22 protein-coding genes are annotated in these 25,725 nt (G+C 57.5%); 6 read left to right on the top strand and 16 right to left on the bottom strand.

Annotation, left to right across the window (positions count from 1 at the left end):
• Positions 1-4: 4 nt before the first annotated feature.
• On the top strand, positions 5-1,042 hold the full coding sequence (locus tag GIR22_RS03485; protein ID WP_154741955.1) for an alpha/beta hydrolase family protein: 1,038 nt from the start codon (positions 5-7) through the stop codon (positions 1,040-1,042).
• On the opposite strand, the gene GIR22_RS03480 is transcribed toward GIR22_RS03485, so the two are convergent.
• The gene (locus GIR22_RS03480) at positions 1,036-2,208 is read right to left on the bottom strand and encodes an MFS transporter (RefSeq protein WP_154741954.1); all 1,173 of its coding nucleotides are present in this window, start codon (positions 2,206-2,208) and stop codon (positions 1,036-1,038) included. The genes GIR22_RS03485 and GIR22_RS03480 overlap by 7 nt on opposite strands.
• A gap of 233 nt (positions 2,209-2,441) precedes the next feature.
• Between GIR22_RS03480 and GIR22_RS03475 the strand changes: the two genes are divergently transcribed.
• Positions 2,442-3,254, top strand: coding sequence for a crotonase/enoyl-CoA hydratase family protein (locus GIR22_RS03475; RefSeq protein WP_154741953.1), 813 nt, complete (start codon positions 2,442-2,444; stop codon positions 3,252-3,254).
• Positions 3,255-3,260: 6 nt separating this feature from the next.
• Positions 3,261-4,094 (top strand): NAD(+) diphosphatase, encoded by an 834-nt coding sequence (gene nudC / locus GIR22_RS03470; RefSeq protein WP_154741952.1) that lies wholly within the window; start codon positions 3,261-3,263, stop codon positions 4,092-4,094.
• Here the strand turns inward: nudC and GIR22_RS03465 are convergent.
• The 4 genes from GIR22_RS03465 to eco form a co-directional block, all read right to left on the bottom strand.
• Positions 4,062-4,841: a TSUP family transporter gene (locus tag GIR22_RS03465; RefSeq protein ID WP_154741951.1), complete on the bottom strand. Its 780-nt coding sequence runs from the start codon at positions 4,839-4,841 to the stop codon at positions 4,062-4,064. The genes nudC and GIR22_RS03465 overlap by 33 nt on opposite strands.
• A gap of 253 nt (positions 4,842-5,094) precedes the next feature.
• Positions 5,095-5,856, bottom strand: coding sequence for a type I methionyl aminopeptidase (gene map / locus GIR22_RS03460; protein ID WP_154741950.1), 762 nt, complete (start codon positions 5,854-5,856; stop codon positions 5,095-5,097).
• Positions 5,856-6,056, bottom strand: a complete 201-nt coding sequence (locus tag GIR22_RS03455; RefSeq protein WP_088424292.1) for a ParD-like family protein — start codon at positions 6,054-6,056, stop codon at positions 5,856-5,858. Before GIR22_RS03455 ends, map begins: the two co-directional genes overlap by 1 nt.
• A gap of 182 nt (positions 6,057-6,238) precedes the next feature.
• Entirely contained in the window at positions 6,239-6,721 is a 483-nt protein-coding gene (eco, locus tag GIR22_RS03450) for a serine protease inhibitor ecotin (protein ID WP_154741949.1), read from the bottom strand.
• 208 nt (positions 6,722-6,929) lie between these two features.
• Between eco and GIR22_RS03445 the strand changes: the two genes are divergently transcribed.
• A complete protein-coding gene (locus GIR22_RS03445; RefSeq protein ID WP_154741948.1) occupies positions 6,930-7,196 on the top strand; it encodes a DUF1652 domain-containing protein in 267 nt (88 codons plus the stop codon).
• On the opposite strand, the gene GIR22_RS03440 is transcribed toward GIR22_RS03445, so the two are convergent.
• Positions 7,197-7,595 carry a hypothetical protein gene (locus GIR22_RS03440; RefSeq protein ID WP_154741947.1) on the bottom strand — a complete coding sequence of 133 codons (399 nt, stop codon included), beginning with the start codon at positions 7,593-7,595 and terminating at the stop codon, positions 7,197-7,199.
• A gap of 276 nt (positions 7,596-7,871) precedes the next feature.
• On the opposite strand from GIR22_RS03440, the gene aqpZ reads away from it, so the two are divergent.
• Positions 7,872-8,555 (top strand): aquaporin Z, encoded by a 684-nt coding sequence (gene aqpZ, locus GIR22_RS03435; RefSeq protein ID WP_154741946.1) that lies wholly within the window; start codon positions 7,872-7,874, stop codon positions 8,553-8,555.
• Here aqpZ and GIR22_RS03430 read toward each other — a convergent pair.
• The 10 genes from GIR22_RS03430 to GIR22_RS03385 form a co-directional block, all read right to left on the bottom strand.
• Positions 8,542-9,492 carry a carbohydrate kinase family protein gene (locus tag GIR22_RS03430; protein WP_154741945.1) on the bottom strand — a complete coding sequence of 317 codons (951 nt, stop codon included), beginning with the start codon at positions 9,490-9,492 and terminating at the stop codon, positions 8,542-8,544. The two genes, aqpZ and GIR22_RS03430, sit on opposite strands and share 14 nt — an antisense overlap.
• A gap of 12 nt (positions 9,493-9,504) precedes the next feature.
• Entirely contained in the window at positions 9,505-10,986 is a 1,482-nt protein-coding gene (gene xylB, locus GIR22_RS03425) for a xylulokinase (protein ID WP_154741944.1), read from the bottom strand.
• A gap of 88 nt (positions 10,987-11,074) precedes the next feature.
• The gene (locus GIR22_RS03420; RefSeq protein ID WP_154741943.1) at positions 11,075-12,556 is read right to left on the bottom strand and encodes a mannitol dehydrogenase family protein; all 1,482 of its coding nucleotides are present in this window, start codon (positions 12,554-12,556) and stop codon (positions 11,075-11,077) included.
• An 18-nt stretch (positions 12,557-12,574) separates the two neighbouring features.
• Positions 12,575-13,678: an ABC transporter ATP-binding protein gene (locus GIR22_RS03415; RefSeq protein ID WP_154741942.1), complete on the bottom strand. Its 1,104-nt coding sequence runs from the start codon at positions 13,676-13,678 to the stop codon at positions 12,575-12,577.
• A 52-nt stretch (positions 13,679-13,730) separates the two neighbouring features.
• Positions 13,731-14,561, bottom strand: coding sequence for a carbohydrate ABC transporter permease (locus GIR22_RS03410; RefSeq protein ID WP_032886872.1), 831 nt, complete (start codon positions 14,559-14,561; stop codon positions 13,731-13,733).
• 10 nt (positions 14,562-14,571) lie between these two features.
• Positions 14,572-15,498, bottom strand: a complete 927-nt coding sequence (locus GIR22_RS03405) for a carbohydrate ABC transporter permease (protein ID WP_154741941.1) — start codon at positions 15,496-15,498, stop codon at positions 14,572-14,574.
• Positions 15,499-15,642: 144 nt separating this feature from the next.
• Entirely contained in the window at positions 15,643-16,965 is a 1,323-nt protein-coding gene (locus GIR22_RS03400) for an ABC transporter substrate-binding protein (RefSeq protein WP_154741940.1), read from the bottom strand.
• 238 nt (positions 16,966-17,203) lie between these two features.
• Positions 17,204-18,109, bottom strand: a complete 906-nt coding sequence (locus GIR22_RS03395) for an AraC family transcriptional regulator (RefSeq protein ID WP_154741939.1) — start codon at positions 18,107-18,109, stop codon at positions 17,204-17,206.
• 73 nt (positions 18,110-18,182) lie between these two features.
• On the bottom strand, positions 18,183-19,472 hold the full coding sequence (locus GIR22_RS03390; RefSeq protein WP_154741938.1) for a glycosyltransferase: 1,290 nt from the start codon (positions 19,470-19,472) through the stop codon (positions 18,183-18,185).
• A 139-nt stretch (positions 19,473-19,611) separates the two neighbouring features.
• A complete protein-coding gene (locus tag GIR22_RS03385; RefSeq protein WP_154741937.1) occupies positions 19,612-24,630 on the bottom strand; it encodes a dermonecrotic toxin domain-containing protein in 5,019 nt (1,672 codons plus the stop codon).
• A gap of 282 nt (positions 24,631-24,912) precedes the next feature.
• On the opposite strand from GIR22_RS03385, the gene tpx reads away from it, so the two are divergent.
• Positions 24,913-25,413, top strand: a complete 501-nt coding sequence (gene tpx / locus GIR22_RS03380; RefSeq protein ID WP_154741936.1) for a thiol peroxidase — start codon at positions 24,913-24,915, stop codon at positions 25,411-25,413.
• The last annotated feature ends 312 nt before the right edge of the window (positions 25,414-25,725 follow it).

Here is a 25,725-nt window from a genome sequence, read left to right as displayed (position 1 = left end):
CCCCATGATGCGTCTTTGTGCAGTTCTGGTTCTTTCGTTGCTCGATGGCCTGGGCTCAGTGCACGCCGCCCCCGCGTCGACCTCTCATTGGAACGCGGGCTTTCATCGCATGAGTTTTCTCGATCCGCTGGATGCCCAGCCGATGAAAGCCATCGCTTTTTACCCCTCCAGCGCTCACGAGCGCTCGACTCAAGTAGGCGCCTATCGCATTGCGGCCACCGAGGACTCGAAGGTCGCCATTGGCCGCTTTCCGATGCTGATGCTGTCCCATGGCAACACCGGTACGCCCCTGGCCTTGCATGACCTGGCCACCTCCCTGGCGCGCAAGGGTTTTGTCGTGGTGGCGGTACTGCATCCCGGTGACAACTACAAAGACCACAGCCGCCTGGGCACCTTGAGCAATTTGTACGGCCGGCCCATCCAGATTTCCGAAGCGATCACTGCCACCCTGGGCGACCCAATGCTGTCCCCAGCCGTCAATGGTGATCAGGTGGGCATCATCGGGTATTCGGCGGGTGGCGAGACGGCGTTGATTCTGGCGGGGGCCAAGCCTGACCTGGGCCGGCTGCGACATTATTGCCAACAACGTCCGCAGGACCGTGACGCGTGTAGCGCCAAGGGTGAGTTGATTGTCGACCGCGATGACCTGCAACCCCAGGCCGATCCTCGGATCCATGCCTTGATGTTGATGGCCCCGTTAAGCCTGATGTTTGGTCGTCACACCTTGGCGGATGTGCATGTTCCGGTGCTGCTCTACAGCGGTGACGGCGACAACCTGGTAGCACTAGACAAGAACGCCGCCGCCCTGGCACGCAAGTTGCCGCAGCCTCCGGACTTCAAGCTGTTGGCGGGAGCAGGGCACTTCATTTTCATGGCGCCCTGCGATAACGATCAGCGGGCGCGCATGCCGGCACTGTGCACCGATGCCGCGGGGGTCGATCGCGAGGGCATTCATCGCAACCTGATCGAGGAGGCCGGGCGCTTCTTCAGCCACGCCCTTGCACCACAAACGCAGGCAGGTATGCAGGCGGTGGATCAGTAGGCGCGACGCTTGAGCAGCAAAGTCAGGCCCAGGCCGCTGATCGAGAGCCATGCAGCGCAGAAGAATATCCACGAATACCCCAGGTTCAGTGCCACGGCTCCCATCAGTGGCCCGGCAATCGCCAGTGCCAGGTCGAAAAACACCGCATAGGCACTCAACCCGGCGCCACGGCTGCTGTTGGGCACTTGCTTGATCGCCTCGACACCCAGGGCCGGGTATACCAGCGACAGGCCAAAACCGGTCAGGCCGGCGCCAATCAGTGCCACGCCGGTGGACGGCGCCAGCCAGAGCAGTACCAGCCCGAGGGTTTCAATCGTCATGCAGGCTATCGCCGTCGTGAAACCACCGAAGCGGTGGATGCTGGAGATAAACAGCAGCCGTGACAGGATGAAGCAAACGCCAAATACCGTCAGGCAGTACGCGGCGCTGGTCCAACCGCGACTCAGGTAGTAGAGGGTGATAAAGGTCGTCAAGGTGCCGTAGCCAATGGATGCCAGGCACAAACTTGCACCAAAGGGCGCAATACGTCCGAATACGGCCCTGAACGGCAACCGCTCGCCACGCACTACCGGCACCGACGGCTTGTTACGAACCAACAACAGGCCCAGGGCCGCCAACCCTGACAGGGCGATCCCGAGGCTGTTGTAGCCGTATTCGGCAACCATCATCACTCCCAGCGGCGCGGCAATGGCGATTGCGCCATAGGAGGCGATACCATTCCAGGAAATCGACCGGGCGGTGTGCTCGACGCCCACCTGGCCCATGCACCAACTGATGGTGCCCACGCCGATCAGGCCTTGGGCCACGCCCAGCAGCACGCGGGCCACTATCAATACACTGAGGCTTAGCAGCGGTAGACTTTGTAATAAGGTGGCGAGCAGCGTCAGCACGCCGCTCAGCAAGATGCCGCTCAGGCCGAGGACAATGGACCGCTTGGTGCCTACGGTGTCCGACATGCGCCCGGCCATGGGGCGGCTGAGCAGCGTTGCCAGGTATTGCGAAGCAATGGTGATACCGGCGATTACGGCACTGAACCCCAGTTGCTCATGAACATAGCCCGGAATCACCGCAATCGGCAGGCCAATGCAGATAAAGGCAATAAAGGTGTAGAAGACGATGGAGACGATCTGCAGGGTGATCGACAGGGAACTGGAGGCGGCAGGCATAAGAGTTCGTTCGCGAGGGATGAGCGCATGATGGCGTGGGCCGGGAGGAAAAGAAAGCAGGCTAACTAATGTCTGCCGAGCACGGTCAATCCTGTCACCGCAGGCGCAGCAGTCGCCAGGATCTTGAACCGCTGATTCCCAGTCCCGCTTTTGGCCGATGCACAGCCTTACCCCTCGTCATACTCCCTTGATATAGTTCGGGCCTTATCAGCCGCCAGTCAAGGATCACTGCCATGTCCGAATACCAAGCCTTTGTTGTAGAACTCGCAGGCAACGTCGCCCATGTGCAGATCAATCGCCCGGAAAAGATCAATGCCATGAACGCCGCGTTCTGGACCGAGATCATTGATATTTTCCAATGGATCGAAGACACCGACGCCGTGCGTGCAGTGGTACTGAGTGGCGCAGGCAAGCATTTTTCTTCTGGCATCGACTTGATGATGCTAGCCTCGGTGGCCAATGATTTCGGCAAGGATGTCGGACGCAACGCGCGTCTGCTGCGGCGCAAGATCCTGCAACTGCAAGCTTCGTTCAATGCCGTCGACAACTGTCGCAAGCCGGTGTTGGCGGCTATCCATGGTTATTGCATCGGTGGCGCCATCGACCTGATCAGTGCCTGTGACATGCGTTACGCCGCCGATGACGCGCAATTCTCCATCAAGGAAATCGACATCGGCATGGCCGCCGACGTTGGCACCCTGCAACGCCTGCCACGAATTGTCGGTGACGGCATGCTTCGCGAACTGGCGTACACCGGGCGCACCTTTGGTGCCGAGGAAGCGCGCAGCATCGGCCTGGTCAACCGCACCTACAGCGATTACCAAAGCCTGTTGGCCGGGGTGATGGACATCGCCCGGGCAATCGCCGCCAAATCACCGATTGCCGTGACCGGTACCAAGGCGATGATCAGCTACATGCGTGACCATACGATCAACGACGGCCTGGACTACGTTGCTACCTGGAACGCAGCTATGCTGCAATCCAATGACCTGCGCGTGGCCATCGCGGCCCATATGAGCAAGCAGAAACCCGAATTTGTGGACTGACCAAACATGACCCCAGGCTGGATTACCACGACGTTGCTGGACAATGACACCCCGGGCGGATGGGCCGTGGCCCGCAGCCGCGAAGGCTTCTTGCACGATGACAACGGGCCACTGTTCCCCAGGGAATGGCTCAAGCGCCAGGACCTGTCGGTGTTCGCCGAACATGGCATCGGCCACCTCGATGGCGAGCCGGTCTACCTGCTGGAACTCAACGCGGCCAGCGATGTGCCAGGCTGCAGTTGGCAAGGCCTGCGCGGGTTCATGCTGCAAGGCGATCATACCTTGTACAAGGTCTTGGGCTATGCCGCTCAAATCGGCACCTGGGCGCGGGAACACCGTTTTTGTGGCAGTTGCGGCCAGGCCATGGCCAAGGTGCCACGGGAGCGCGCAATGTACTGCCAGGCCTGTGATTTGCGCAGCTACCCGCGGATTTCGCCCAGCATGATCGTGCTGATAACCCGTGGCGACGAGATTCTGCTGGCCCGCTCGCCGCGCTTTGTCAGCGGGGTCTACAGCACCCTGGCCGGCTTTGCCGAGCCGGGTGAGTCGGCCGAGGATTGCCTGATCCGCGAAGTGCGCGAAGAGGTGCAGGTGGAGGTTAAAAATATCCAGTACATAGGCAGCCAATGCTGGCCGTTTCCGCACTCGATGATGCTGGGGTTTCATGCTGAATACGCCGGCGGCGATATCGTGCCCCAGGCCGATGAGATCGAAGACGCGCAGTGGTTCAATATCCGTGAGTTGCCGCCGTTACCGGCGTCGCGCTCGATTGCCCGCTACTTGATCGACCTCTACCTGGCCCGTCGTCTAGGCCACGCTGAACCAGTGCTGCCAGGCTAGGCGTACGGTCAGGCCCAGGACCACGATGATGAATACCGGGCGAATGAATTTGGCGCCGCCGCTGATTGCGCTGCGCGCGCCAAAGAACGCACCCACCATCACCGAAACGCCCATGCACAAGCCGACGATCCAATCCACCGAGCCATTGAAGATGAACACCGACAGTGCCGCTGCGTTACTGACGAAGTTCATGCTGCGGGCCACGCCGCTGGCTTTCACCAGGTCGATGGGGTGCAACAGCATAGTGCTGACAGTCCAAAATGCCCCGGTGCCCGGGCCTGCGACGCCATCGTAGAAACCCAGGCCAAAGCCCTGGGTTGACTGCCATTTCTTCTTGATCGGTGCATCGTTGTCCAGAACGGCCTTGGGCGTACCGCCAAACAGCAGGTACACGCCACAGCCGAAAACAATCACCGGCAGCATCTTGTTCAGCGTTTCAGCGGGCAGATAATGGGCGACCATGGCCCCGATGAGCGCCCCGATCAAGGTGCCGACGATCGCATGCACCCATTGCCTCGGATGGAATAGTTTGCGTCGGTAGAAAGTGAAACTGGCGGTGGCCGAGCCGAAGGTCGAGCTCAGTTTATTGGTACCCAACACCAGATGGGGCGGCATGCCTGCGGTAAGCAGCGCTGGCGTGGTCAGCAAGCCGCCACCGCCGGCAATCGCGTCGATAAAACCGGCGATAAAAGCGACGAAGGCCAAGATGGCCAAGGTAGTGAGGTCAACGCTGAGTTCGAAGGGCATGGGATCGACTTAATTCGGCAAGCGCAGAAAAGGGCTGCGCGAAAGGCCGGTATCTTACCCATAACCTGACGCCGAGGCGACAGCCCTAGCCTTGATTGCAATGCTGTTCAGGGGGACGCCAGGTGCTTGCCCGCGAAGAACGCATAGGCGACGCGTTTATCCAGGATGCACAGGTTATCGTTGAGGTTTTTCGCGAACAAGCTCGCTCCTGCAACGGCATTGCGGTCGTGCCCTGGAATCCATGGGCGCTGGGTTAATCAGTGGGTTGCTGCTGCAGGGTGAGCACTTCAAAGCCCTGCGCCGTTACCGCGACGGTGTGCTCCCACTGCGCCGACAAACTTTTGTCCTGGGTCACCACCGTCCAGCCATCTTTCAAGCTGCGGACCTTCGCGCTGCCCTGGTTCAGCATTGGCTCAATGGTAAATACCATACCTTCGCGTAGCGTCATGCCGGTGCCTGGACGGCCGAAGTGCAGGATCTGCGGCTCTTCGTGCATCTGCCGGCCGATGCCGTGGCCACAATACTCGCGCACGACGCTGTAGCCGTTGCCTTGGGCATGGGTCTGGATGGCATGCCCGATATCACCCAGGCGTGCGCCGGGGCGGACTTGGCGGATCCCGGCCCACATTGCCTCGAAGGTCATCTCTACCAGGCGCCGGGCTTTGGGTGTGACCGTGCCGATCATGTACATCTTGCTGGAGTCGGCGATAAAACCGTCTTTCTCCAGGGTGATGTCGATGTTGACGATGTCACCGTCCTTGAGCACGGCCTTGGCATCCGGCATGCCATGGCACACCACTTCATTGATCGAGGTGTTGATGCTGAAGGGGTAGTCGTATTGCCCCAGGCTGGCCGGACGGGCGTGCAGCTCATGTCGGATGAAGGCTTCCACCGCCGTGTCCAGTTCCAGCGTCGACTGGCCGACCGCGACAAAGCCGTCGAGCATGCTGAACACCTTCGCCAGAAGGCGGCCCGATTCGCGCATCAAGGCGATCTGTTCGATGCTCTTGATCATCAGCTACGCCCTCGGATCAGGTCGGGCTTGTCCAGCAACAACTTGTTGATCAGGTCATTGTAGGCAAGGTGGGGATTGAGTTCGGCCAACAGGCCGATCTTGATCCAGAACTCGGCCTGGGCGTTGATGGAGCGGTCCATCGTGGCGCTGGCCAGGCGGAGTTGCTCGTGCAATTGGTCGGTGATCTTGACGATGCCCATAAGGTTCACTGTGCTGGTCGATATATGAATCGTATACGTTTCATATGTCATTCGTAAAGCCCAGGTCCAGACCCTGATGGTGATTGATTTCGGTGCCTGCTCAACTTCGAGAGCTATGCCCGTGCACCGAATGAGTCGTCACGCAAAAACGCAGTCACACCGGATTAATCGTTTAAGCGCGTTTATTCGGCGATTGCGTTATTGACTGTGGCCGACGCCGACCAGATCCGATAACGAACTTCGACATCTTTTGGTACATATACAACGATGGGCAACTTGCTGTTGTAACGCAGCACAAAACCATCACCCTTCACGGGAACAAAGTCCTTGCGGGTCTTGCCGTCAGGGCAGCCCATCAGCGTGCTCATGGGGCCGCTGACTTTCTCCAACCGATAAAAGGAATAGCCCCAGCCTTCGAGGTTCTTTTCTTCCAGCACGCCGCCCAACCGGTGCTGGTTACAGTCCACGTTCATGGTCTTGCCAGCTAGGATCTCGACCTTGAAATGCTCTTCGTTGGCTTGCACTGGCAGATGGATCACCTGCCGCACGAAACCCGCGTCGGCCTTGGGGTAGGGAGCAATGTCTTCAAGTTTCGCGGCGTTGACCTGGGTGCACAGTCCTGTCAGAGCGAGGCTTGCGAGGGAGAGATGAAGGGGGGAAATCATGATGCATCCTTGTAAGGGGTTACGGATAAAACACGCGTACATTTTAAAGGCGACGCCATGGATCTTATATTAAGTATCTGGGTTGCTTATGAGAAAAGGATACAACACCGGGATAAATTGCCGCGTAGGCTTGATGATTGAGGGCGTTGTCCACGGCTGGCATGGCGCATCAAATCAACATGAAAATGTCAGGAAGGAGAGGTGGACCATGCTTTCGGATCTAGAGTTACGCAGCATTATTGAAGGAAGTTTTTTGCCCAAGCGCTGCGAGTGCATCAAGGCCGAGGACGCCTCGCTGACGGTCAAGGTCTACGACGAAAAAGACCATGAGCGAGTGAACCTGATAGTGACCGGCATTTGCGCCGACAAACTCGACAGTAGTCGAGCGATTTGCAACCTGATCACCGGATTGCGTGAAGACCTCAAGCATCAGCATGCCCCAGCCCTAAAGCGAGGCGGGGAGCGCTCCTGGTAACTAAATGGACGCTTGAGGTTGCTTCAACGATGAATGGCGGATCTGGAGAAATGCCAGGCCCAAGGCTGCCTCTGTGGCGACCGCCAGCAAAATTCCCGGGCCTGCGTGCCCATTGAGCCATTCGCCGAATCCCAATACCGCCAATACAAAACACCCGGTCACGAAACCGCTGGTCATGGCTTTACGTGTTACCGAGGGCGGGGAGTGACGCGCGCGATAGAACATGATGCCCACGGCCAGGAACAGCGCGGCATTGCGCCGGGCGACCAGCCCCATGGCGCTTGAGTACTCAACACTCCATAACCATAACAATAGGTCAGGCTTGAAGCCCCAGATAATTGCGAGGGCGAAGCAGAGCAGGGCGGTGAATGTGGCGAGAGTGCAGTAACTGAACCGCATGGCGAATCCTTTCTGCCGATTTCAAGTGCGAAAGCATAACGTGCAGTGAGGGAGTTGTCTCACTCCCACTGTCGTGCTAGCAGACAGGTTTCATGGTAGGGCAGGTGTGCGTCGTCAGGTCGCGTCAGCTGTAAAAACCAGGAATGTATGTTCACTGCTGGCTTACTTCTCTAGCTGCCTAATCGGAAAAGTCTGATACGTACACGGGGCTCAGTGTTGCTAACGTTCCTGCCGAGTCATCAATGATGATGGCATGCGCATGACGTGGGGTTGATCTTGCAACAGAAAATTGCAGCAGAGTTTCTCGGAACATTCTGGCTGACATTCGGCGGCGGCGGCGCGGCGGTCCTGGCGGCGGCGTTCCCGGAACTGGGCATCGGTTTTTTCGGCGTGGCCTTGGCGTTTGGGTTGGCGGTGCTGACCATGTCTTACGCCGTGGGCGGTATTTGCGGTGCGCACTTCAACCCGGCGGTGACTATTGGTTTGTGGGTTGGACGTCGCATTGCGGGAGTCGAAGTGCTGCCCTACATCATTGCGCAGGTGACCGGCGCCATCGTGGCGGCTGCTGTCCTGGCCTTGGTTACCAGTGGGCGGCCGGGTTTTGAAATGGGTGCGTTCGTAGCCAATGGGTATGGTGAGTTAAGCCCGGGCCAATACGGCCTGTTGGCAGCGTTGGTGGTCGAGGTCGTGGCAACACTCTTCTATGTCTTTATCTTTATGCGGGTTACCGGGCCGGGAGCATTGGAGGGGGTCGCTCCCATTGCAGTCGGACTGGCGCTGATGCTGGTCCACCTGGTCACTCTCCCTGTGACCAACACCTCTATCAATCCGGCCCGCAGTACCGGCCCCGGGTTGTTTGCAGGAGCGGCCTACATGGCCCAACTCTGGTTGTTCTGGCTGGCGCCGGTGGTAGGGGGCGTACTGGGGGCCAGCCTGACCCGTGTGTTCAAGGAAAAATAGCTGGCAATTGATGCCGATACGGTAAGTCGGGCCCGTTCTTGGCACAGGTCAATGCCGCTGCGCGAATGGCGAAGCCGAGCATGCTGTCGATCTGTTCCCGGGAGAGCGTGTGCAACCCATCCACCGAGTCCAGTTGCTGCTCGGTCAACCAGGCAATCAACGCAGCTTGGAAGGTGTCACCGGCCCCGACTGTATCGGCCATCACCACCTTGACCGCTGGCGCCGACCAACTGCCGTGTTGACGGCTGAACACGGTGGCGCCGTCACCGCCACGGGTCAGGAACACCAATTGGCAACGGTACTGGAGCCAGCCTTGCAGGACGCTTTCCGGGGACTGGTCGGGATATAGCAGGTGCAGGTCTTCATCGCTGACCTTGATCAGGTCGGCATGCTTGACCAGTTCAGACACGCGCTCACGCCATAATTCAATATTCGGCTCAGGGTTCAGGCGCACGTTGGGGTCAAGGCTGATCAGGCGCTTGCCGCTTTCCCGTCGGACCAGGGCCAACAAGGTGTCGGCAATCGGTTGTACCACCAGGGAGAAAGAACCGATGTGAAAGCCACGAATGTCGGCGCCCAAGGCTGGCAGGTGCTCCAGTTGCAACTGTCGGTCGGCACACCCCTCGCCACGAAAACTGTACTGCGGTGAGCCATTGGCGCCCACCGCGACCATCGCCAGGGTGGTCGGCGCGCAGAACTCCAGGAGGTAGTCCTCACATACGCCTTCGTTCTTCAGCACTTGCAACAGGCGGCGCCCCAGATAGTCGTTGGACAACCCGGCAAACAGCCCTGCATCGATGCCCAGGCGGCGCAAACCCACTGCTACGTTGAACGGTGAGCCACCGGCAATGGCTTTGTAATTGACCTTCGAGGCAGGGCCATCGGCCTCTTCTTCGCTGAAAAAATCAAACAGCGCTTCGCCACATACCAGATACATATTCGTTCGCTCTTAAAGGAATGCCACATGCTGTTGATAGCACTCATAGGCCTGTTGATAGGCGCTGACGCTGGCAGGGTTCGGCAGGGTTCGGCTGGCCGGGTCAACACTGACGCAGCGTTGGCAAAGTAGCGCCAGGCTTTCGCCGGTCTGGCACCAGGCCGCCTGGATCGCCGCGCCCAGGGCTGCGGCTTCGCTTTGCTCGGTACAAATCACTTCGGTATTCATGATGTCGGCCACCATCTGCCGCCAGATGGGGCTTTTCGAGCCACCGCCGATCAGGCGGATGCTTTGGCTTTGCAGGCCGGTCTGGCGCAACAGGTCCAGCCCATAGCGCAAGCCGAACGTAGTGCCTTCGGCCACGGCACGACAGAGGTTGGCTCGAGTCAGGTTGGTCATGGTCAAGCCATGCAGGCTGCCGGTGGCATGGGGCAGGGCAGGCACCCGTTCGCCATTGAGGAACGGCAACATGCTGACGCCGTCGGCGCCAATCGGCGCCTGGGCTATCAGGGCGTTGAAACCAGCCAGGTCCAGTTCGAACAACTCGCGGATAACCCCGGTAGCGTTGGTCAGGTTCATGGTGCAGATCAACGGCAACCAACCACCGCTGGACGAGCAAAAGGTGGCTACCGAGGCCTGTGGGCTGACAGTGGGCTGGTCATTGAACGCATAGACGGTGCCGGACGAGCCCAGGCTCATGGTAATCACCCCCGGGGCAATGTTGCCGGTGCCGATGGCGCCCATCATGTTGTCGCCGCCACCGCTGGACACCCGTGCATTGGGATTGATCCCCAGGCGTTCGGCGATGGCGGGCTGGATAGTGCCGACGGCCTGGTCGGCTTCGATCAGTTCGGGCAGTGCTGCTTGCAGGCGGCCGCTGGGGTCGATATGACCCAGCAAGGCTAAGTCCCACTCCCGGGTTCGTACGTTGAAATAGCCAGTCCCCGAGGCATCTCCATATTCGGCGCAGGCACGACCCGTGAGCCAGTAGTTGAGGTAGTCATGGGGCAGCAGGATATGAGCGATGCGGGCGAAAATGTCCGGGTGCTGCTCCCGCGTCCACAGCAGCTTGGACACGGTGTAGCCTGGCGCAATCGCCACGCCGAGGCGCTCCAAAGAGCCGCTTTCACCGCCCAGGTGCTGCAACAGTCGATCATTTTGCGCAGTGGTTTCAGTGTCGCACCACAGCTTCGCCGGGCGTAGAACCTGGCCTTGCTCATCCAGCAACACCAGGCCATGTTGTTGGCCGGACACGCCAATGCCAAGGATGTCCTGGCCATCCACGCCAGCCTGCTGCAAGGCGCGGTGGGTGGCCTCGGTGAAGGCGTCGAGCCATTCACTGGTGTCTTGCTCGCGGCAACCGTTGGCTCCGCTGATCAATGTGTGGCTGGCGGCGCCCAGGCCCAGCACCTTACCGCTAGTCACGTCGAGGACAATGGCCTTGGTGCCCTGGGTGCCGCAGTCGATACCGAGAAAAAGGTTTTGCTGGGTCATGGTGGATTGCTCAGCAGTGTTTTTTGGAGTGAGGACTCAGTCGATCTGGGAGCAGGCAAGCCGGCTCCCACATGATGATCCCGTTTCGTCAGTTGATGGTGATGAGCAAGCGCTCAAGGGTTTTGGTTACACCTTGGTCGCGTAGGCTCTCATAGCACCGCTCGAACGCTGCCACAAACTCGGGTGAGTTGGGAATGGCCGTGCCAAAAATTTCTTCCACCCCCAGCAACCGGCGACTGAGCACCCGATCATCGGCCACCAGCCCTTGGCAAAATTCAGCACGAGGGTCGGGAATCCGGTAGGTCACACCGTTCTCATCCACGCCTTTCAGATACAGCGCCCAAGCGGCCACCACCAACGCCGCACGCTCGGTTTCACGACCCTCGGCAATCAATCGATTGATGGTCGGCACGGTGAACTTGGGGAATTTCGACGACCCATCGGAACACACCCGCTCCAACTGGTCGGCAATTGCCTGGTTGGAGAAGCGTTCCACCAGTGTCTGCTTGTATTGGGTCAGGTCGATGCCGGGTACGGGCGCCAGTTGCGGGGTCACGTCCAGGTCCATATAGGCCTGCATATAGGCCACGAACAGCGGGTCGTTCATGGCCTCGTGGACAAACCGATAACCTTTGAGAAACCCCAGGTAAGTCAGCGCGAGGTGACTGCCATTGAGCAGCCCGATCTTCATCTCCTCGTAAGGGGTTACGTCGTCGGTGAACTGCACACCGACCTTTTCCCAGGCCGGGCGGCCATTGACAAATTTGTCTTCCAGCACCCATTGCACAAAGGGCTCGCAAACCACTGGCCAGGCATCATCAACACCGTGTTCGTCATGCAATTGCAGGCGATGAGCGGTGCTGGTCATGGGGGTAATACGGTCGACCATGGCGTTGGGGAAGCTGACGTTGGCCTTGATCCAGTCATGCAGATCGGCGTTGTGCAGCGCGGCGAAGGCCAGCAGGGCCTTGCGCGTGACAGCACCGTTGTGGGGCAGGTTATCGCAAGACATTACCGTGAACGCGGGAGTACCGGCAGCACGACGCCGGGTCAGCGCGGCGCAGATAAAACCGAACACCGTTTTCGGTGCGCCAGGGTGAGCCAGGTCATGCTGGATCTGGGGTAGATGAGCCATGAACTCGCCGTTGCTGTCATCGATGCAGTAGCCGCCTTCGGTGATGGTCAACGAGACAATACGGATCTGCGGGCTGGCCAGCTTGTCTATCAGCGTCTGCGCGCTGTCTTCGGCCAACAGCATGTCGCTGATGGCGCCAATGACCCGGACTTCGGTGTCGTCGGTATCGCCCAGTTCATACAAAGTATAGAGATAATCCTGGCCGGCCAGGTCGTCCCGGGCTTTACGGTCTTCAGCGCGCAGGCCTACACCACAGATGCTCCAGTCGAGCCCCTCGCCAGTGTTCATCAACGCGTCGGTGTAATACGCCTGGTGGGCCCGGTGGAAACCGCCAACACCAATATGGACGATGCCCTGGGACGTATCGGCAATGGCATAGGCCGGCAGTTGCACTTCAGGCGCCAGTTGCGTGAGGTTTTGCTTATTCAGTTTCATCAAGGAGTTCTCGCGAAATCAGGCCGCAGCGCGCAGTGGACGGGCTACTGCGACGCCATCGGCATCGAACAGGTGGCAATGGCCAGGGTCCAGGTGCAGGCTCAACGTTTCACCATATTGGCTGGCCATGTCACCACGAATACGCATCGTCAACGGTTCGCCGCTCGAGGTAATGACATGGCAGAAGGTGTCGCTGCCCAGGCGTTCGCCGACGTCGGCGGTGACGGTCAGGGTGGTGTCGCCGGGGGAGGCGATTTCCAGGTGCTCCGGGCGAATACCGAGGGTCACCGGACTGCCGACACTCAAGGTCGCGCTGCTCAGGGGCAGGCTGATACGGGTGCCAGCATCCAGCTGCACTTCGCAACCCTGAGCCTCAAGACGGGTGACTTTACCTTTGAGGAAGCCCATTTTCGGTGTACCGAGGAAACCCGCGACAAACAGATTGGCCGGTTGGTGATACAGCTCAAGAGGCGAGCCGACCTGTTCGACACGGCCGCTATTTAGCACCACTACCTTGTCGGCCAGGGTCATGGCTTCGACCTGATCGTGAGTCACGTAGATCATGGTCGCTTGCAGCTCTTTGTGCAGGCGCGCCAGTTCCAGGCGCATCTGCACCCGCAAGGCGGCATCAAGGTTGGACAGCGGTTCGTCGAACAGGAAAATCTTCGGGTTACGGACAATGGCGCGACCGATGGCAACTCGCTGGCGTTGGCCGCCCGACAACTGCTTGGGTTTGCGCTCCAGCAGTGGGCCCAACTCCAGGATGCGCGCCGCTTCACTGACTTTGCTGTCGACGATTTTCTTGTCGATCCCTGCCAGGTCAAGGGCAAACGACATGTTCTTGCGCACGCTCATGTGCGGGTACAGGGCATAAGTCTGGAACACCATCGCCAGGTCACGCTTGGCCGGGGTTACTTCGGTGATATCGCGGCCATCCAGTTCGATGGTGCCTTCGCTGACTTCTTCCAGGCCGGCGATCAAGCGCAGCAGGGTGGATTTACCGCAGCCCGACGGACCGACGAAGACCACGAACTCCTTATCGTTCACTTCCAGGTCGATGCCTTTGATGATGGAAAAGCCTTCGAAGCCTTTTTGCAGATTCTTGATTTTCAGGTTGGCCATGATGGGCCTCCATACAATTTTTTATAAAGAGCCAGAAGTTGGGTAAGGGCCCTTACTTCACAGCGCCGAAGGACAAACCGCGGACCAACTGCTTCTGGCTGATCCAGCCAAAGATCAGGATGGGCGCACAGGCCAGGGTCGACACGGCGGACAACTTGGCCCAGAACAAACCTTCGGGGCTAGAGTAGGAAGCGATCAACGCGGTCAACGGCGCGGCGTTGGATGAGGTCAGGTTCAGCGACCAGAACGCCTCGTTCCAGCACAAAATCAATGACAGCAATACGGTGGAGGCCAGGCCACCTTTGGCAATCGGCAGCAGCACCCGGACCATTTCCTGCCACAGCGTGGCACCGTCCAGGCGGGCGGCCTCCAGGATGTCCTTGGGGATGTCCTTGAAGTAGGTGTAAACCATCCAGACCACGATCGGCAGGTTGATCAGGGTATAGATGATGATCAGCGCGATCCGCGTATCCAGCAGGCCAAAGCTCTTGGCCAGCAGGTAGATCGGCATCAGCACGCCCACGGGTGGCAGCATCTTGGTCGACAGCATCCACAACAAGGTGCCCTTGGTGCGCTTGGTTTCGTAGAAGGCCATGGAGTAGGCCGCCGGTACCGAGATCAGCAGGCACAAGGCGGTGGCGCTGAAGGAAATCAGCACCGAGTTCCAGGCGTAGCTGAAGTAGTTGCTGCGCTCGTTGATGTGCAGGTAGTTCTCCAGCGTCGGCGTGAAGATGAACTGCGGCGGGGTGGCAAACGCGTCGATTTCGGTCTTGAAACTGGTCAGCACCATCCAGAAGATCGGGAAGAAAATCAGGATCGCGATGGCCCAGGCCAGGGTGCCGAGCAACAGGCTTTGCAGGCGGCGAGATTGTTGAAGTGTCATGGCGCGGCCCTCAAGGCTTGTCAGTCAGGTTTTTGCCGAGCATTCGTACCAGAATGATCGCCGCGATATTGGCGATGACCACGGCGATCAAGCCGCCGGCCGAGGCCATGCCCACATCGAACTGCACCAGCGCCTGGTTGTAGATCAGGTAGGCGAGGTTGGTCGAGGCGTAGCCGGGGCCACCGTTGGTCGTGGTGAAGATTTCGGCGAACACCGAGAGCAGGAAAATGGTCTCGATCATCACCACCACGGCGATGGGGCGCGCCAGGTGGGGCAGGGTCAGGTGCCAGAAGATCGCAATGGCGCCGGCACCATCCAGACGAGCGGCTTCTTTCTGCTCCTGGTCCAGGGACTGCATGGCGGTCATCAGGATCAGGATCGCAAAAGGTAACCATTGCCACGACACAATGATGATGATTGACAGCAGTGGGTAGTGGGCCAGCCAGTCCACCGGTTGGGCACCAAAGAGTTTCCACACCGAGGCGAGAATTCCCGACACCGGATGGAAAATCAGGTTCTTCCAGATCAGCGCACCAACGGTGGGCATGATGAAAAACGGTGAAATCAACAACACCCGCACCAGGCCTCGACCGAAGAACTCACTGGCCTCCAGCAGGGCACTGATCAACACGCCCAATACCACACTGATCAGCAATACGCTGCCCACCAGCAATAAGGTATTAGTGGCGCCGGGCAGAAAGCCGGAATCGGTGATGAAATAGGCGAAGTTTTCCAGGCCGACAAATTGGTTTTCGCCAGGGTAAAGCAGGTTGTAGCGGATCAATGAAAAGTACAGCGTCATGCCCAGCGGTACGATCATCCACAGCAGCAACAAGGCCACCGAGGGACTGACGAGGAACCAGCCGGGGTTGATCAGGCGGCTTTTACGCGCCTTTTCCGGGGTAGCGGTTTGCACTTGGACAGTGGAAGTATTCATGGTGATCAAGACCGATTAGAGGCAGGTGCAGGTGCAACAAAACCCCTGTGGCCGCGGCCCAGGTACGAGGCTGCGATACGGTCCCTGGGGGACCGCTTCGCGGTCTATCGCAGCCTGGTGGCAGCGGCTACAGGTATCCGAAAATTACTTGGGATAACCCGCCCGCTTCATTTCACGCTCAGTGGTGTTCTGCGCGGCGGTCAAGGCCTGGTCCACAGTCTGCTGGCCAGTCAGTGCGCCAGCGAAGAACTTGCCCACCTGGGTGCCAATTGCCTGGAACTCAGGAATCGTCACCAACTGGATGCCGATGTAAGGCACAGGCTTGAGGGTTGGCTTGGTCGGGTCGGCGACTTTCAGCGACTCCAGGGTTACCTTGGCGAACGGCGCAGCCTTCATGTATTCATCGCTATAGGTCGACTTGCGCGTGCCAGGCGGTACGTTGGCGACGCCGTCGGTCTTGGCGACCAGGGCACTGTATTGCTTGGACGTGGCCCAGGCGCTGAACTCTTTGGCAGCATCCTTGGCCTTGGAACTGGTCGGGATGGCCAGGGACCAGGAGTACAGCCATGAGGTACCTTTGTCCGTTTTCTCGTGGGGGGCAAAGGCAAAGCCGACATGCTCGGAGACCTTGCTCTGGGACTTGTCGGTGACAAATGAGCCGGCGACGCTGGCATCGACCCAAATTGCGCACTTGCCGCTGTTGAACAGCGCCAGGTTTTCGTTGAAACCGTTACTGGAGGCTCCCGGCGGGCCTGATTTCTTCATATTGTCGACGTAGAAGTTCAGCGCATCCTTCCATTCGGGGCCGTTGAATTCAGGCTGCCATTTTTCATCGAACCAGCGTGCCCCATAGCCGTTGGCCAGAGTGGTGACCAGCGCCATGTTCTCACCCCAACCGGCCTTGCCTCGCAGGCACAGGCCATATTGTTCCTTGTCGCGGTTTGTGAGCTTTTCGGCGAACTCGCCAATCTGCGTCCAGGTAGGATGTTCGGGCATTGTCAGCCCTGCGTCCTTGAACAGGTCGGCGCGGTAGTAGGTGATGGAACTTTCGGCGTAGAACGGCAGGGCATACAGCGATCCCTTGACTGAAAGGCCGTCGCGCACGGAAGGGAAAACATCGTCCAAGTCGTAGGACGCAGGCAGGTCCTTCATGGGTTCCAGCCAACCTTTGGCGCCCCACAGTGCGGCTTCGTACATGCCAATGGTCAATACATCGAACTGTCCACCCTGGGTGGCGATGTCGGTGGTCAAACGTTGGCGCAGGACGTTTTCTTCGAGAACCACCCAGTTCAGCTTGATGTCCGGATGCTCGGCTTCGAAGGTTTTCGACAGCTTTTGCATACGAATCATATCGCTGTTGTTGACAGTGGCAATGGTCAGGGTTTGCGCGCCAAGACTGACGGTGCTGAGGGTCATGCATGCAGTTATGCAAGTAGAGGCAAGCAGTGCTTTTGCTGTGAACTTCATCGCGCACTCCATTTCTGCGCCAGGGGCAACAGAAGGACAGTTATTGTTGTTGTGTCTCCCATGACAGCTGGGAGAGTGTGCGTTGATTACAGCCTTCAAATGGCGCGGTGACAAATCCTTGGGAGCACTGGGACTGATACTTTTTTGCACTGGGGGTGTTGGAGCTGCTGCGCAGCCCATCGCAGCCTCGTTCCTCGACAGCGGCTACAACCAGCGCAGTCTCGCGTCGGGGCAGCGGCTACGCGAGATTCTGCTCGGTCAATCGCTGTACCGCCAACCGCCGGTAATGGGAGGGCGTCATGCCCTTGAGCTGCTGAAAGCGCCGGTTGAAGTTGGAGATGTTGTTGAACCCCGACTCAAAACACACATCCGTCACTGCCTTGTCACCATCGGCCAGCAATTCGCAGGACTTGCTGATCCGCAGTCGATTGACGAACTCGATAAAGGTGCGACCTGTAGCCTGTTTGAACACCCGAGAGAAATACGTGGGTTTCATCCCCAAGTGTTCGGCGACTTCCTCCAGGGGTAATTCTCGTGCGTAGTGGGCAAAGATGTAGTCCACCGCCCGGTTGGTGCGGTCAATGCTGTGCTCATCCGCCAGTTGCGCGGTGGTGCCGCCGGACAGCAACTGGTAATCCTCACAAGCCCCCAGCACCTCCAGCAGAATGAAAAAGTGCCCCAGGCGTGCCATGCCTTTGGTGTCTTCAATGCGCTGCATCAAGTTCATGGCCTGGGCGATGGTGTGTTTGCACCGAAACTCGATACCGTATTGCGCCCGCTCCAGCAGTGGGGCGAGGCTCTTGAGTTCGGTGAAAATCTGGCTGCCGCCGTCCAGCAGCTCATCAGTGAAGTTCACCAGCATGTCGCGCTTGGGCACTACTTCATCTTCCGCCACCTGGCTTATCCAGTTGTGGGGCAGGTTAGGGCCGGTGAGAAATAGGCTTTGCGGATAGAAGTTGCCGATATAGTCGCCGATAAACACCTTGCCGGAGCTGGCGACGATCAAGTGCAGCTCGTATTCCTTGTGGAAATGCCAGCGCACCAGGGGGCACGGAAAGCCGTGCTGGCGATAGATGATGGAAAGACCGTTGTGATCGTCCATCAACTCGTAGGAAGGATCGGTAATTCTCGCTGCTCGGGTCATGCTGCAGTCGCTTTATGGTGGTTGCGAAAAGAATAATGCGCCCTTTGCGTGTCACCTCGCCAGCATCTGCTGATCAAACGTTGCGGTTCTTCGCTTCGATCCACTGTGCCATGTACTGGGTACTTTTATGCAGGTGATGACGCAACATGCTGCCGGTGAAGTTGGTGCGTCGATGCAGGGCCAGTTCGCTTCGGCAGTGTTCCAGACGTTCTACCAGCGCTGGCCCATGTATGTCCTGCGCGTAACGGCGCGCCAACAGTCGGCGGCCGTCTTCCTGGGCCTGCGTCCAGCGTTCCTGATCCTGATACAAGGCAACCGCCGCTGTCGCCAAGGCACTGGCACTGTTCTCGATCATACCGGGCCAGGGGTGATCGCCACCCATGCCCTCGGCGCCGATTGGCGTGGTGACATTGGGTGTGCCACAGAGCATGGCGTCCATCAGCTTGCCCTTGATTCCGGCACCAAAGCGCAACGGCGCGAGGCAGATACGTGCCGCTGTCAGCACCTGCAGGGCGTCTTCGGCCCAGTTCATCACATGAAAGCCTTGGGTCGGATTGTGCAGTGCGGTGGCCTTGGGCGGAGTGTAGGCGCCATAGATATGCAGTTGTGCGCCGGGCAATTGCTGGCGGATCAGCGGCCAGACGCTGTTCTTCATCCATAGCACCGCATCCCAATTGGGTGCATGGCGAAAGTTGCCGATGCTCAAGAAGTGCGCACGCTTTTCAAAAGAAGCAAACGGTGCGGTTGGCGGATCGAGCATCAGCGGGCACCAGTGGAGCAGGGTGGAGGGCACCTTGAAGTGCTCGGTCAACAAGCGAATTTCCACGTCAGAGATAACCAGGCTGATATCACAGCGGTAAATCGCCGCGATCTCGCGCTTGGCCAGGTCAGTATCGGCCATCCGTTGGAACTCTTCGTCCAGCGCCGGGGCGAACAGCGGGCTGAAGTCATCGGCAGCCGGGTCGTGCTTCAGGTAATCCTTGAGGCGCTGCTGACGGGCGTCCCGCAGGCTTTGCAAGTCCGAGGTTTCCAGCACGCGCAAGGCATTGGGGCAATACTTTTCCACGCGCCAGCCAAATTGCTCTTCCATCATGAAACGGTCGAACAGCACGATATCAGGTGCCAGTTCACAGACAAAATCATCGAAACTGCTGCTATTGAGCTCGATGGCGCATTCGTGAATGCCCAGTGCCGGCAGGTCAGCCTTGTGCTCGCCAATAGTCGCCGGGCTGCTGAAGGTAATGTCCCAGCCCTGGTCCAGAAAGCTTTGCAAGATTTGCATCATGTGCCCACCGGCCGCCGAGGAGCGGGGTTCTGGCCAGACATAGCCAATAACCAGGACTTTAGTGGCGGGCTGATTCATCGACAAACGTTCCTTTAAAAGCAGGGCAAAAACTGTGATTAAACCACAGCCACCTATTCCTTTGTGTTGCCACGACGGGTGAAAAATACTGCTTCCGGGCAGGAGTTGTCGGAGTCAGCCTCTACAGGTGGCGGGCTTGTTAATCTTGAGCGAAGCCCACCACGCTCCTGATCATTTGCGGATTGAAAACGCCCTTGCCGGTACCCTCGATCAACTTGAATGTGCCGTCCGCGTTGATATCCACACCGACCGAGCTGGCTATCGTGGTCTCCACGCCGGGCTTTCTCAGGATCTCCAAAAGCGGCTTTTTACCCTCATGTTCTTGCCCCAGGACGACTCCCATCCCAACTGTGGAATCAGAATCAACACCCCCCACGAATATTACCTTTCCGCCCTTGTTCAAAGATTCATTCAAGGCCTCCAGTACCTGATAAGCATCCTGATCCAATAAACCATAATCCAGATTACTACCGGTCAAGTGCATCAAGGTTCGCGTCTGGTAGATACCGTCTTTCAAATCTGTCAGGACGGCGAGGGCGGAGCAGTCAGTCAGGCTACGCGTTGAGAGTACCGAGCTGTCACCTTCAATCGTATGGGAGTACCCCATCAAGACTTCAACTTTCTGCGGCTTGGGTACGCTGATCACCTCGCCTGTCTTCTCTGCGGGCAGGCTTTCTGGCGTCTCGACCGGTCCGCGCTCTTGCTCGGCATCAAACGGTTTTTTAGAGGGCGGTTGATTTTTGGAAGAGCCGAAGCGGACAGGCCGGTAGTCGACCTTCATCGTGGTGTAAACGGGGTGCTCGACACTTCCGATATTCACCTCAACCGGGGTGCCATGCTGTTTATCCAAGCTGACTAAAATGTCTTTATTGACATAATTTTCATACAGATCGATTTCCGCAAGCTCTCCTATATCCTCTCTGGCAAGGCGAGGGAATTTAGCCGTGTAGGTTTCCAAGGCTTTTTGGTAGACATCGTCGGGGAATTCACCATTGGTGATCTCGGTAATTATCTGCCCTTCATATCCCTTGACCGGTACGCCGGTGATTGAGTGCAAAGTCGACGCGAATGACTGCGAGCCGCCGTGCCCGGAATAGCAGAACAGGGCCCGCGCATTCGCATAGTCTCGGATATCGATTCCGCGCGCGAGGAGCTCGTTATTAATATCTTCTGCGGAGTAACTCACCGAATTTTCCCCTACAACGCTTACCGGTTGACCAGGCGAAGGCTCACTGCCGTGAGCAAGGATGTTGATACGCTCGGCGCCGTTGTAAGTGTCGACAAAAGTCTGGACATCTCCGTCGATAGGCGTGACGTCTGCGATAGGCCCTCCCAGCCGAATCCGATTGCTTGAAGGTGGTCTTGGCAGGGGCTCCAGCGATAAAAGCCGGCTCTCGGTTAGCTGCCCGGTCGAGTGTGTTTTGGGCGACGTGGTGTGTGGCCGAGAGTGAAAATGAGCCAGCGAATTGGCAAGGTTGACCAGCAGGTCCGCAGTGGCTGCTTCTTTCTTCCTCTTATCATCGCCGCTCAATGTCTCAAGGTCATTCAAGATACTTTCAAACTGCAACGCCAGCCCGATAGAGGCGCCAGGGCCACGCAGCGCAGGCAATACCGCGTTGAGCAGCAGGTAGCCACCCTCCTTGAGAGACACCCAACGGCTTTCCTCGTCGGAGGTCGATTGTGCGTCGGCCAACGTCAACAGGCTTTGAGCATTGGATTCGTACAAGTAACTCATCAACTGGCCGTCCTGCAGTTTTTGCTGCAACGTTTCGGCTGTCTTAAAGCCCTCTGAGGCCAATGGATTGGCCGGGGCAGAGCTGGTAAAAAAGGCTCCGGTGTTGAAGCCGAAAATAACCAGGTTGGGATGGGTAAAGCCGCTGCCTGTGTAGATCTTTCGAGTCGTATCGTCAGGAAACCAGGCCAAAATATCTTGCTGCAACTTGCCCGGCTTCTGAATCGCGTCCATCAATGCCTCGCGAGAGGGAAATTGCATCAAGGGAGCATCGGCAATCAGCGGGCGATAAAGAATATGGGGGCCTGTACTGGGATCCTTGGGCTCAATCAGGTACATGCTCTCAACCACATCGATCTTGCCGTCTGTCTTTCTGTCGAATGCCAACGGCCTGATGACTATTTCTTGCGTGCCAGCGGTCTTTTTTCCTGGTTCTGGGCTCAATATTTCCCTGAGAAACCTGAATCCGGTTGCATCGAAACCAGATTCTCCCTTGATGGCCAGTTCAAGCGCCTTGATCTGTAGATCGATCGGAACCTGTTGGGCAAACAATGACAGTCTTTCAGCTTTAGTGGCTGGGTTGTCGAGCAGTTCACGCTTTAGCAGTTCACCGTAGTTTTTGCCAACATCAAGGTCTTGGACAAGTTGCTTGAGGACTCCCTCTTTTTCAAGCTCGGTTATCCGAACATTCCCCGGTGTGTAAAAGACTTCAATTTGCCCGGCAGGCAGACCCGATAGGTTTCGTAAAAGCATGTCGCTCAGGCTCATGCGTTCGCGTTCGATATAGCCGCTGTTTAAGCTGCCCACCGGAACCTTGAAGACAACTTCCAAGTCCTCGGCGGTATAGGATCTAGGCGAAGGTAATTTATCGTTGAACTGTTTCAAGGCAAAGGAGCGGATGTCGGCAATACCGCTATTGTACATTCGACCTTTATTGCGCTGCATAAAGCCAGCCAGTTGCAAGGTGAGGTCACGCAGAACAAAGCGCTCGGCGTCACCGGCCTTGTTCATCCAGTCTGGCAACTGGACCTTGGGTTGTATGGAGCTCTCCTGGTCGACAGGTGATGGACTTAAAGACAACGTCCTGCCCAAGTGCTGGTCGATGATACTCCCGGCCTGGGCGTCAAACATATTGCCTGTAAGTTGCGTCTTGTCATGCAGGTGTCCGCCTTTGTCAAACTCGTCCCAAGAGTCATAAGGGGTGATTTTTCCACTGGGTTCCAACAGCAGGATAATCTCTCGATTGGTTTCTACCACATAGCGATACACCAGCAGGTTGGGTGTGGCCTCTGTGTTCGTCCCGGTTGTCAGGGTGTATACGATGGGTTTGGATTTATCCGGTTCGGTCGCACGTGTGGATTCTTCGGGATACCTCACTACAGTATCCACCGCTTCACGTTGCAGATCATCGAGCCCAGGTTGCTTTAATCCGGCCTGTTGCAGGTTTTCTCGCAGAAGGTCGCTGAGCAATGCTTTGCGGCTGCCGGTATAGATGTCACTGGCATGATGCATTTGGCCTTTATCGCCTGAAACCGGTATACCAAAGGCAGGCTGCTCCCAGTATTTGTGCACGGCAGCGTCATAGAGCTCATTGAGCACCACCGGGAGTTCGAGCATCGCCAGCCTGATAGCGGCCATATTCACATTGAGGGGGAGTGGCGGGCTGGGTGTCATAGTGCGGGGGCGGCTGTCGAACAGTTTGCTGTCAGCGGTAAACTGCCGGGACTCGTCGCCGACAATACGGGTGAGGGCAACCTCCAGCAATGGCGTGTGCTTGTATTGCCCAGGGTTGTCTGCGTCCGGCTCGGCAAGGCTTATATGGTTGATGTCGAAATCCACAGAACCGATTGATCCCTCCTTGATTGCAGCGCTCAAGCGCTCTGTGATCACTGAGTGCAGGCTTGGTTCAGCGGTAAATTGGCGTCGTGCAATCTCGGCAACCGGATCAACAACGGCAACGGGTTTGGCCGATGGCGTTTCAGGAATGGTTTGACTCGGCGCTGCTTGTTCGGCGAAGCGTTGCTTTATGGCCTTTTGTTTTTCCTGGAGTGCGTGTGCTCGCTCATCCAAAGGCTCTGAGGGCGTCGTCAATGCCGTGAAACCATTACGCAGCAGAGATGCACCTTGCTTGAGACTCTCGAGCAGATTCCCACCTGTTGAGCGCTCCCCATAAAAACTCAATACATGAGTTAAATGGGCAAATCTGGTGTAGTTACATGACACAGGATGGAGCGCCCCGCCGGCGAAGTCCTTGGCTGCCGGCCAAACATCAGTTGCCAGATGAGACCACTGCGAAGTCACGTCATTAGCGCTGAAGCTCTTTTCCACAAACCCATTTTCTGTCCAGGTTGCGCCCGATAATTCTCCCGTTTGCGGGTTGATATAGACGGTCGACGGATTAAGTTTTTGATCGTCCAGAAATTCCAGGAAAGCATCAGAGGATATAGCCTTTTTAAAGGACTCTTGCGTGTAGTGGAATGTCGAAAATTCAACTGGAAGAATGTTGATTCTTGATCGGGACAGTTCGGCCAACCTGGGATCCTGCCCCAGGTTTATCAAGTGTTTGGCGAGCTGTCTTGCCATGCGCTGATCGGCCTCATCAAGGCGCATGGACGGTGTCTGTGCCTGGCTTGGCAACGGCTGTCCTTTATGCTCGGCGATTTCGCCGGCAAGGCTATGGACGGTTTCATCGCGTCGTTGCATGACCCATTGGGGTTGCGTATTGCGGCTATCACGGGTGTGCAAAGAATCGAATGATTCGTGGGTCAACAGGTCGATGATCAAAGAAAGCCTGTCAGCTTGCCGGGGCAGGGGAAGTACGCCGTAAAAATTGCCGACCAATGCCAGCGGCGCGTCATGTACGCCTCTATAGTCGAAGGCAACTTGAGGAGTGGGGGTGAGGGATTTTGCTGCTGTACCCACTGCCGCCGATGCTTGCTCCCAGCCCGGTGTGTATTTTCCAAAGGTGGTCAGCTTGCCGTTGATCATGCACCCCAGGGTCCCTGAACTGGGGCTCCAGCGGAATTTTTCGGTATTGATGTGGTTGTTTCGGGCGAACGTGATGAAGGGCTCTTCCTTCAAGGCCTGGTTGAAACGGGACCACCGCCTGCCGAAGGTTGAATAGGGTGCAATAGTGGAAACCGACGTGCAGATTGGGAGGTCGCCCTCGACAGCACCGCGTGAAGCCTGATCCGCCATGGCCGCGGCGTACTGTATCGCCATTTCCTTGTCGCCCTTTTCCACCAGGGTTTGGGCGGTCCTGCGGGCCTCAAGGGGGACGACAGTATTTGACACGTTGCGCCGCGACCGTATCTGTGTGCCTGGGTTAAGGGAAGGATGATCTCCTAGTGTTACCGGCAGCGATTGCTCAAACGAAAGGCCTGGGTGGGCGGTGCGGGCGGACGGGAATGCATCATTTATTTTCATGCTTATTGTTCCAGGCGTTTTTCAGAAGTTTGTCATGTGTGCAGAGGCTGCCCATCAGTGAGCGCCAGGAAGGCCAGGGTTCCGGCTCATGTGTTGCGGGAATTGTTGCGGGGAACAATCAGAAGACAGGACGCGGGCATCTGCCCTGCATGGGAGCAGAGCGTGGGAATGGGCTTTTTTCTCTTTACGATTTATGTTTGGGGATAGGTGCCCATTGCGTGTTTGTGGTTAACTTCGGCTTCTCGAATTCGGTTAATCAAACCCAGCATAAGGAATCCGTTCATGGCTCAAGTCACCCTCCGTGGTAACCCAGTCAAGGTTGAAGGCCAATTGCCGCAAACCGATACCCAGGCAGCAGACTTTTCCCTGACCGCCGGCGATCTGTCGGACGCTACCCTGGCCAGCTTTGCCGGCAAGCGCAAAGTTCTGAACATCTTCCCAAGCGTTGACACTCCGACGTGCGCCACCTCGGTTCGCAAGTTCAACGCCCAGGCCAACGACCTGAATAACACTGTGGTGTTGTGCATCTCCACTGACCTGCCATTCGCCCAGGCACGTTTCTGTGGCGCCGAAGGCCTGGAAAACGTGAAGAACCTGTCGGATTTTCGCAGCGCAGCATTCGCCGTTGACTACGGTGTAGCCATTGCTGACGGTCCGCTCAAGGGCCTGACCGCCCGCGCAGTAGTGGTACTGGACGAAAACGACAAGGTGTTGCACAGCGAACTGGTCAGTGAAATCGGCCAAGAGCCAAACTACGAAGCAGCCCTGGCTGTTTTGAAGTAATTACCCAGGCCATAAGCAAACGTCGACCATTGTAGGAACGAGGGGGACGTCTAGCCTCTGCTCGCGAAAAACATCAACGATAACGTGTGTATTCAGGATAAACGCGGCGCCTTTGAGTTCTTCGCGAGCACGCTCGCTCCTACAATTTGCAGTAATACGTTTGATGCATGATTGCGGCCTGGCCTAGTCCAGGCCGTTTTTATTTACCGTTCAGCGGTTTAGCCCGGACACTGCCGTTTCAACGGCAAACGTGAAAAGTTGTAAGTCCAAAGGTAAATAGCCGGTAAAGGCGCTTTTCTTACAGCGTCCCAG

The organism is Pseudomonas karstica, from assembly GCF_009707515.1.
Classification (GTDB): Bacteria; Pseudomonadota; Gammaproteobacteria; order Pseudomonadales; family Pseudomonadaceae; genus Aquipseudomonas; species Aquipseudomonas karstica.
The sequence above is the reverse complement of the archived record's forward strand: the minus strand, read 5'-3'. Positions and strand labels throughout refer to the sequence as shown.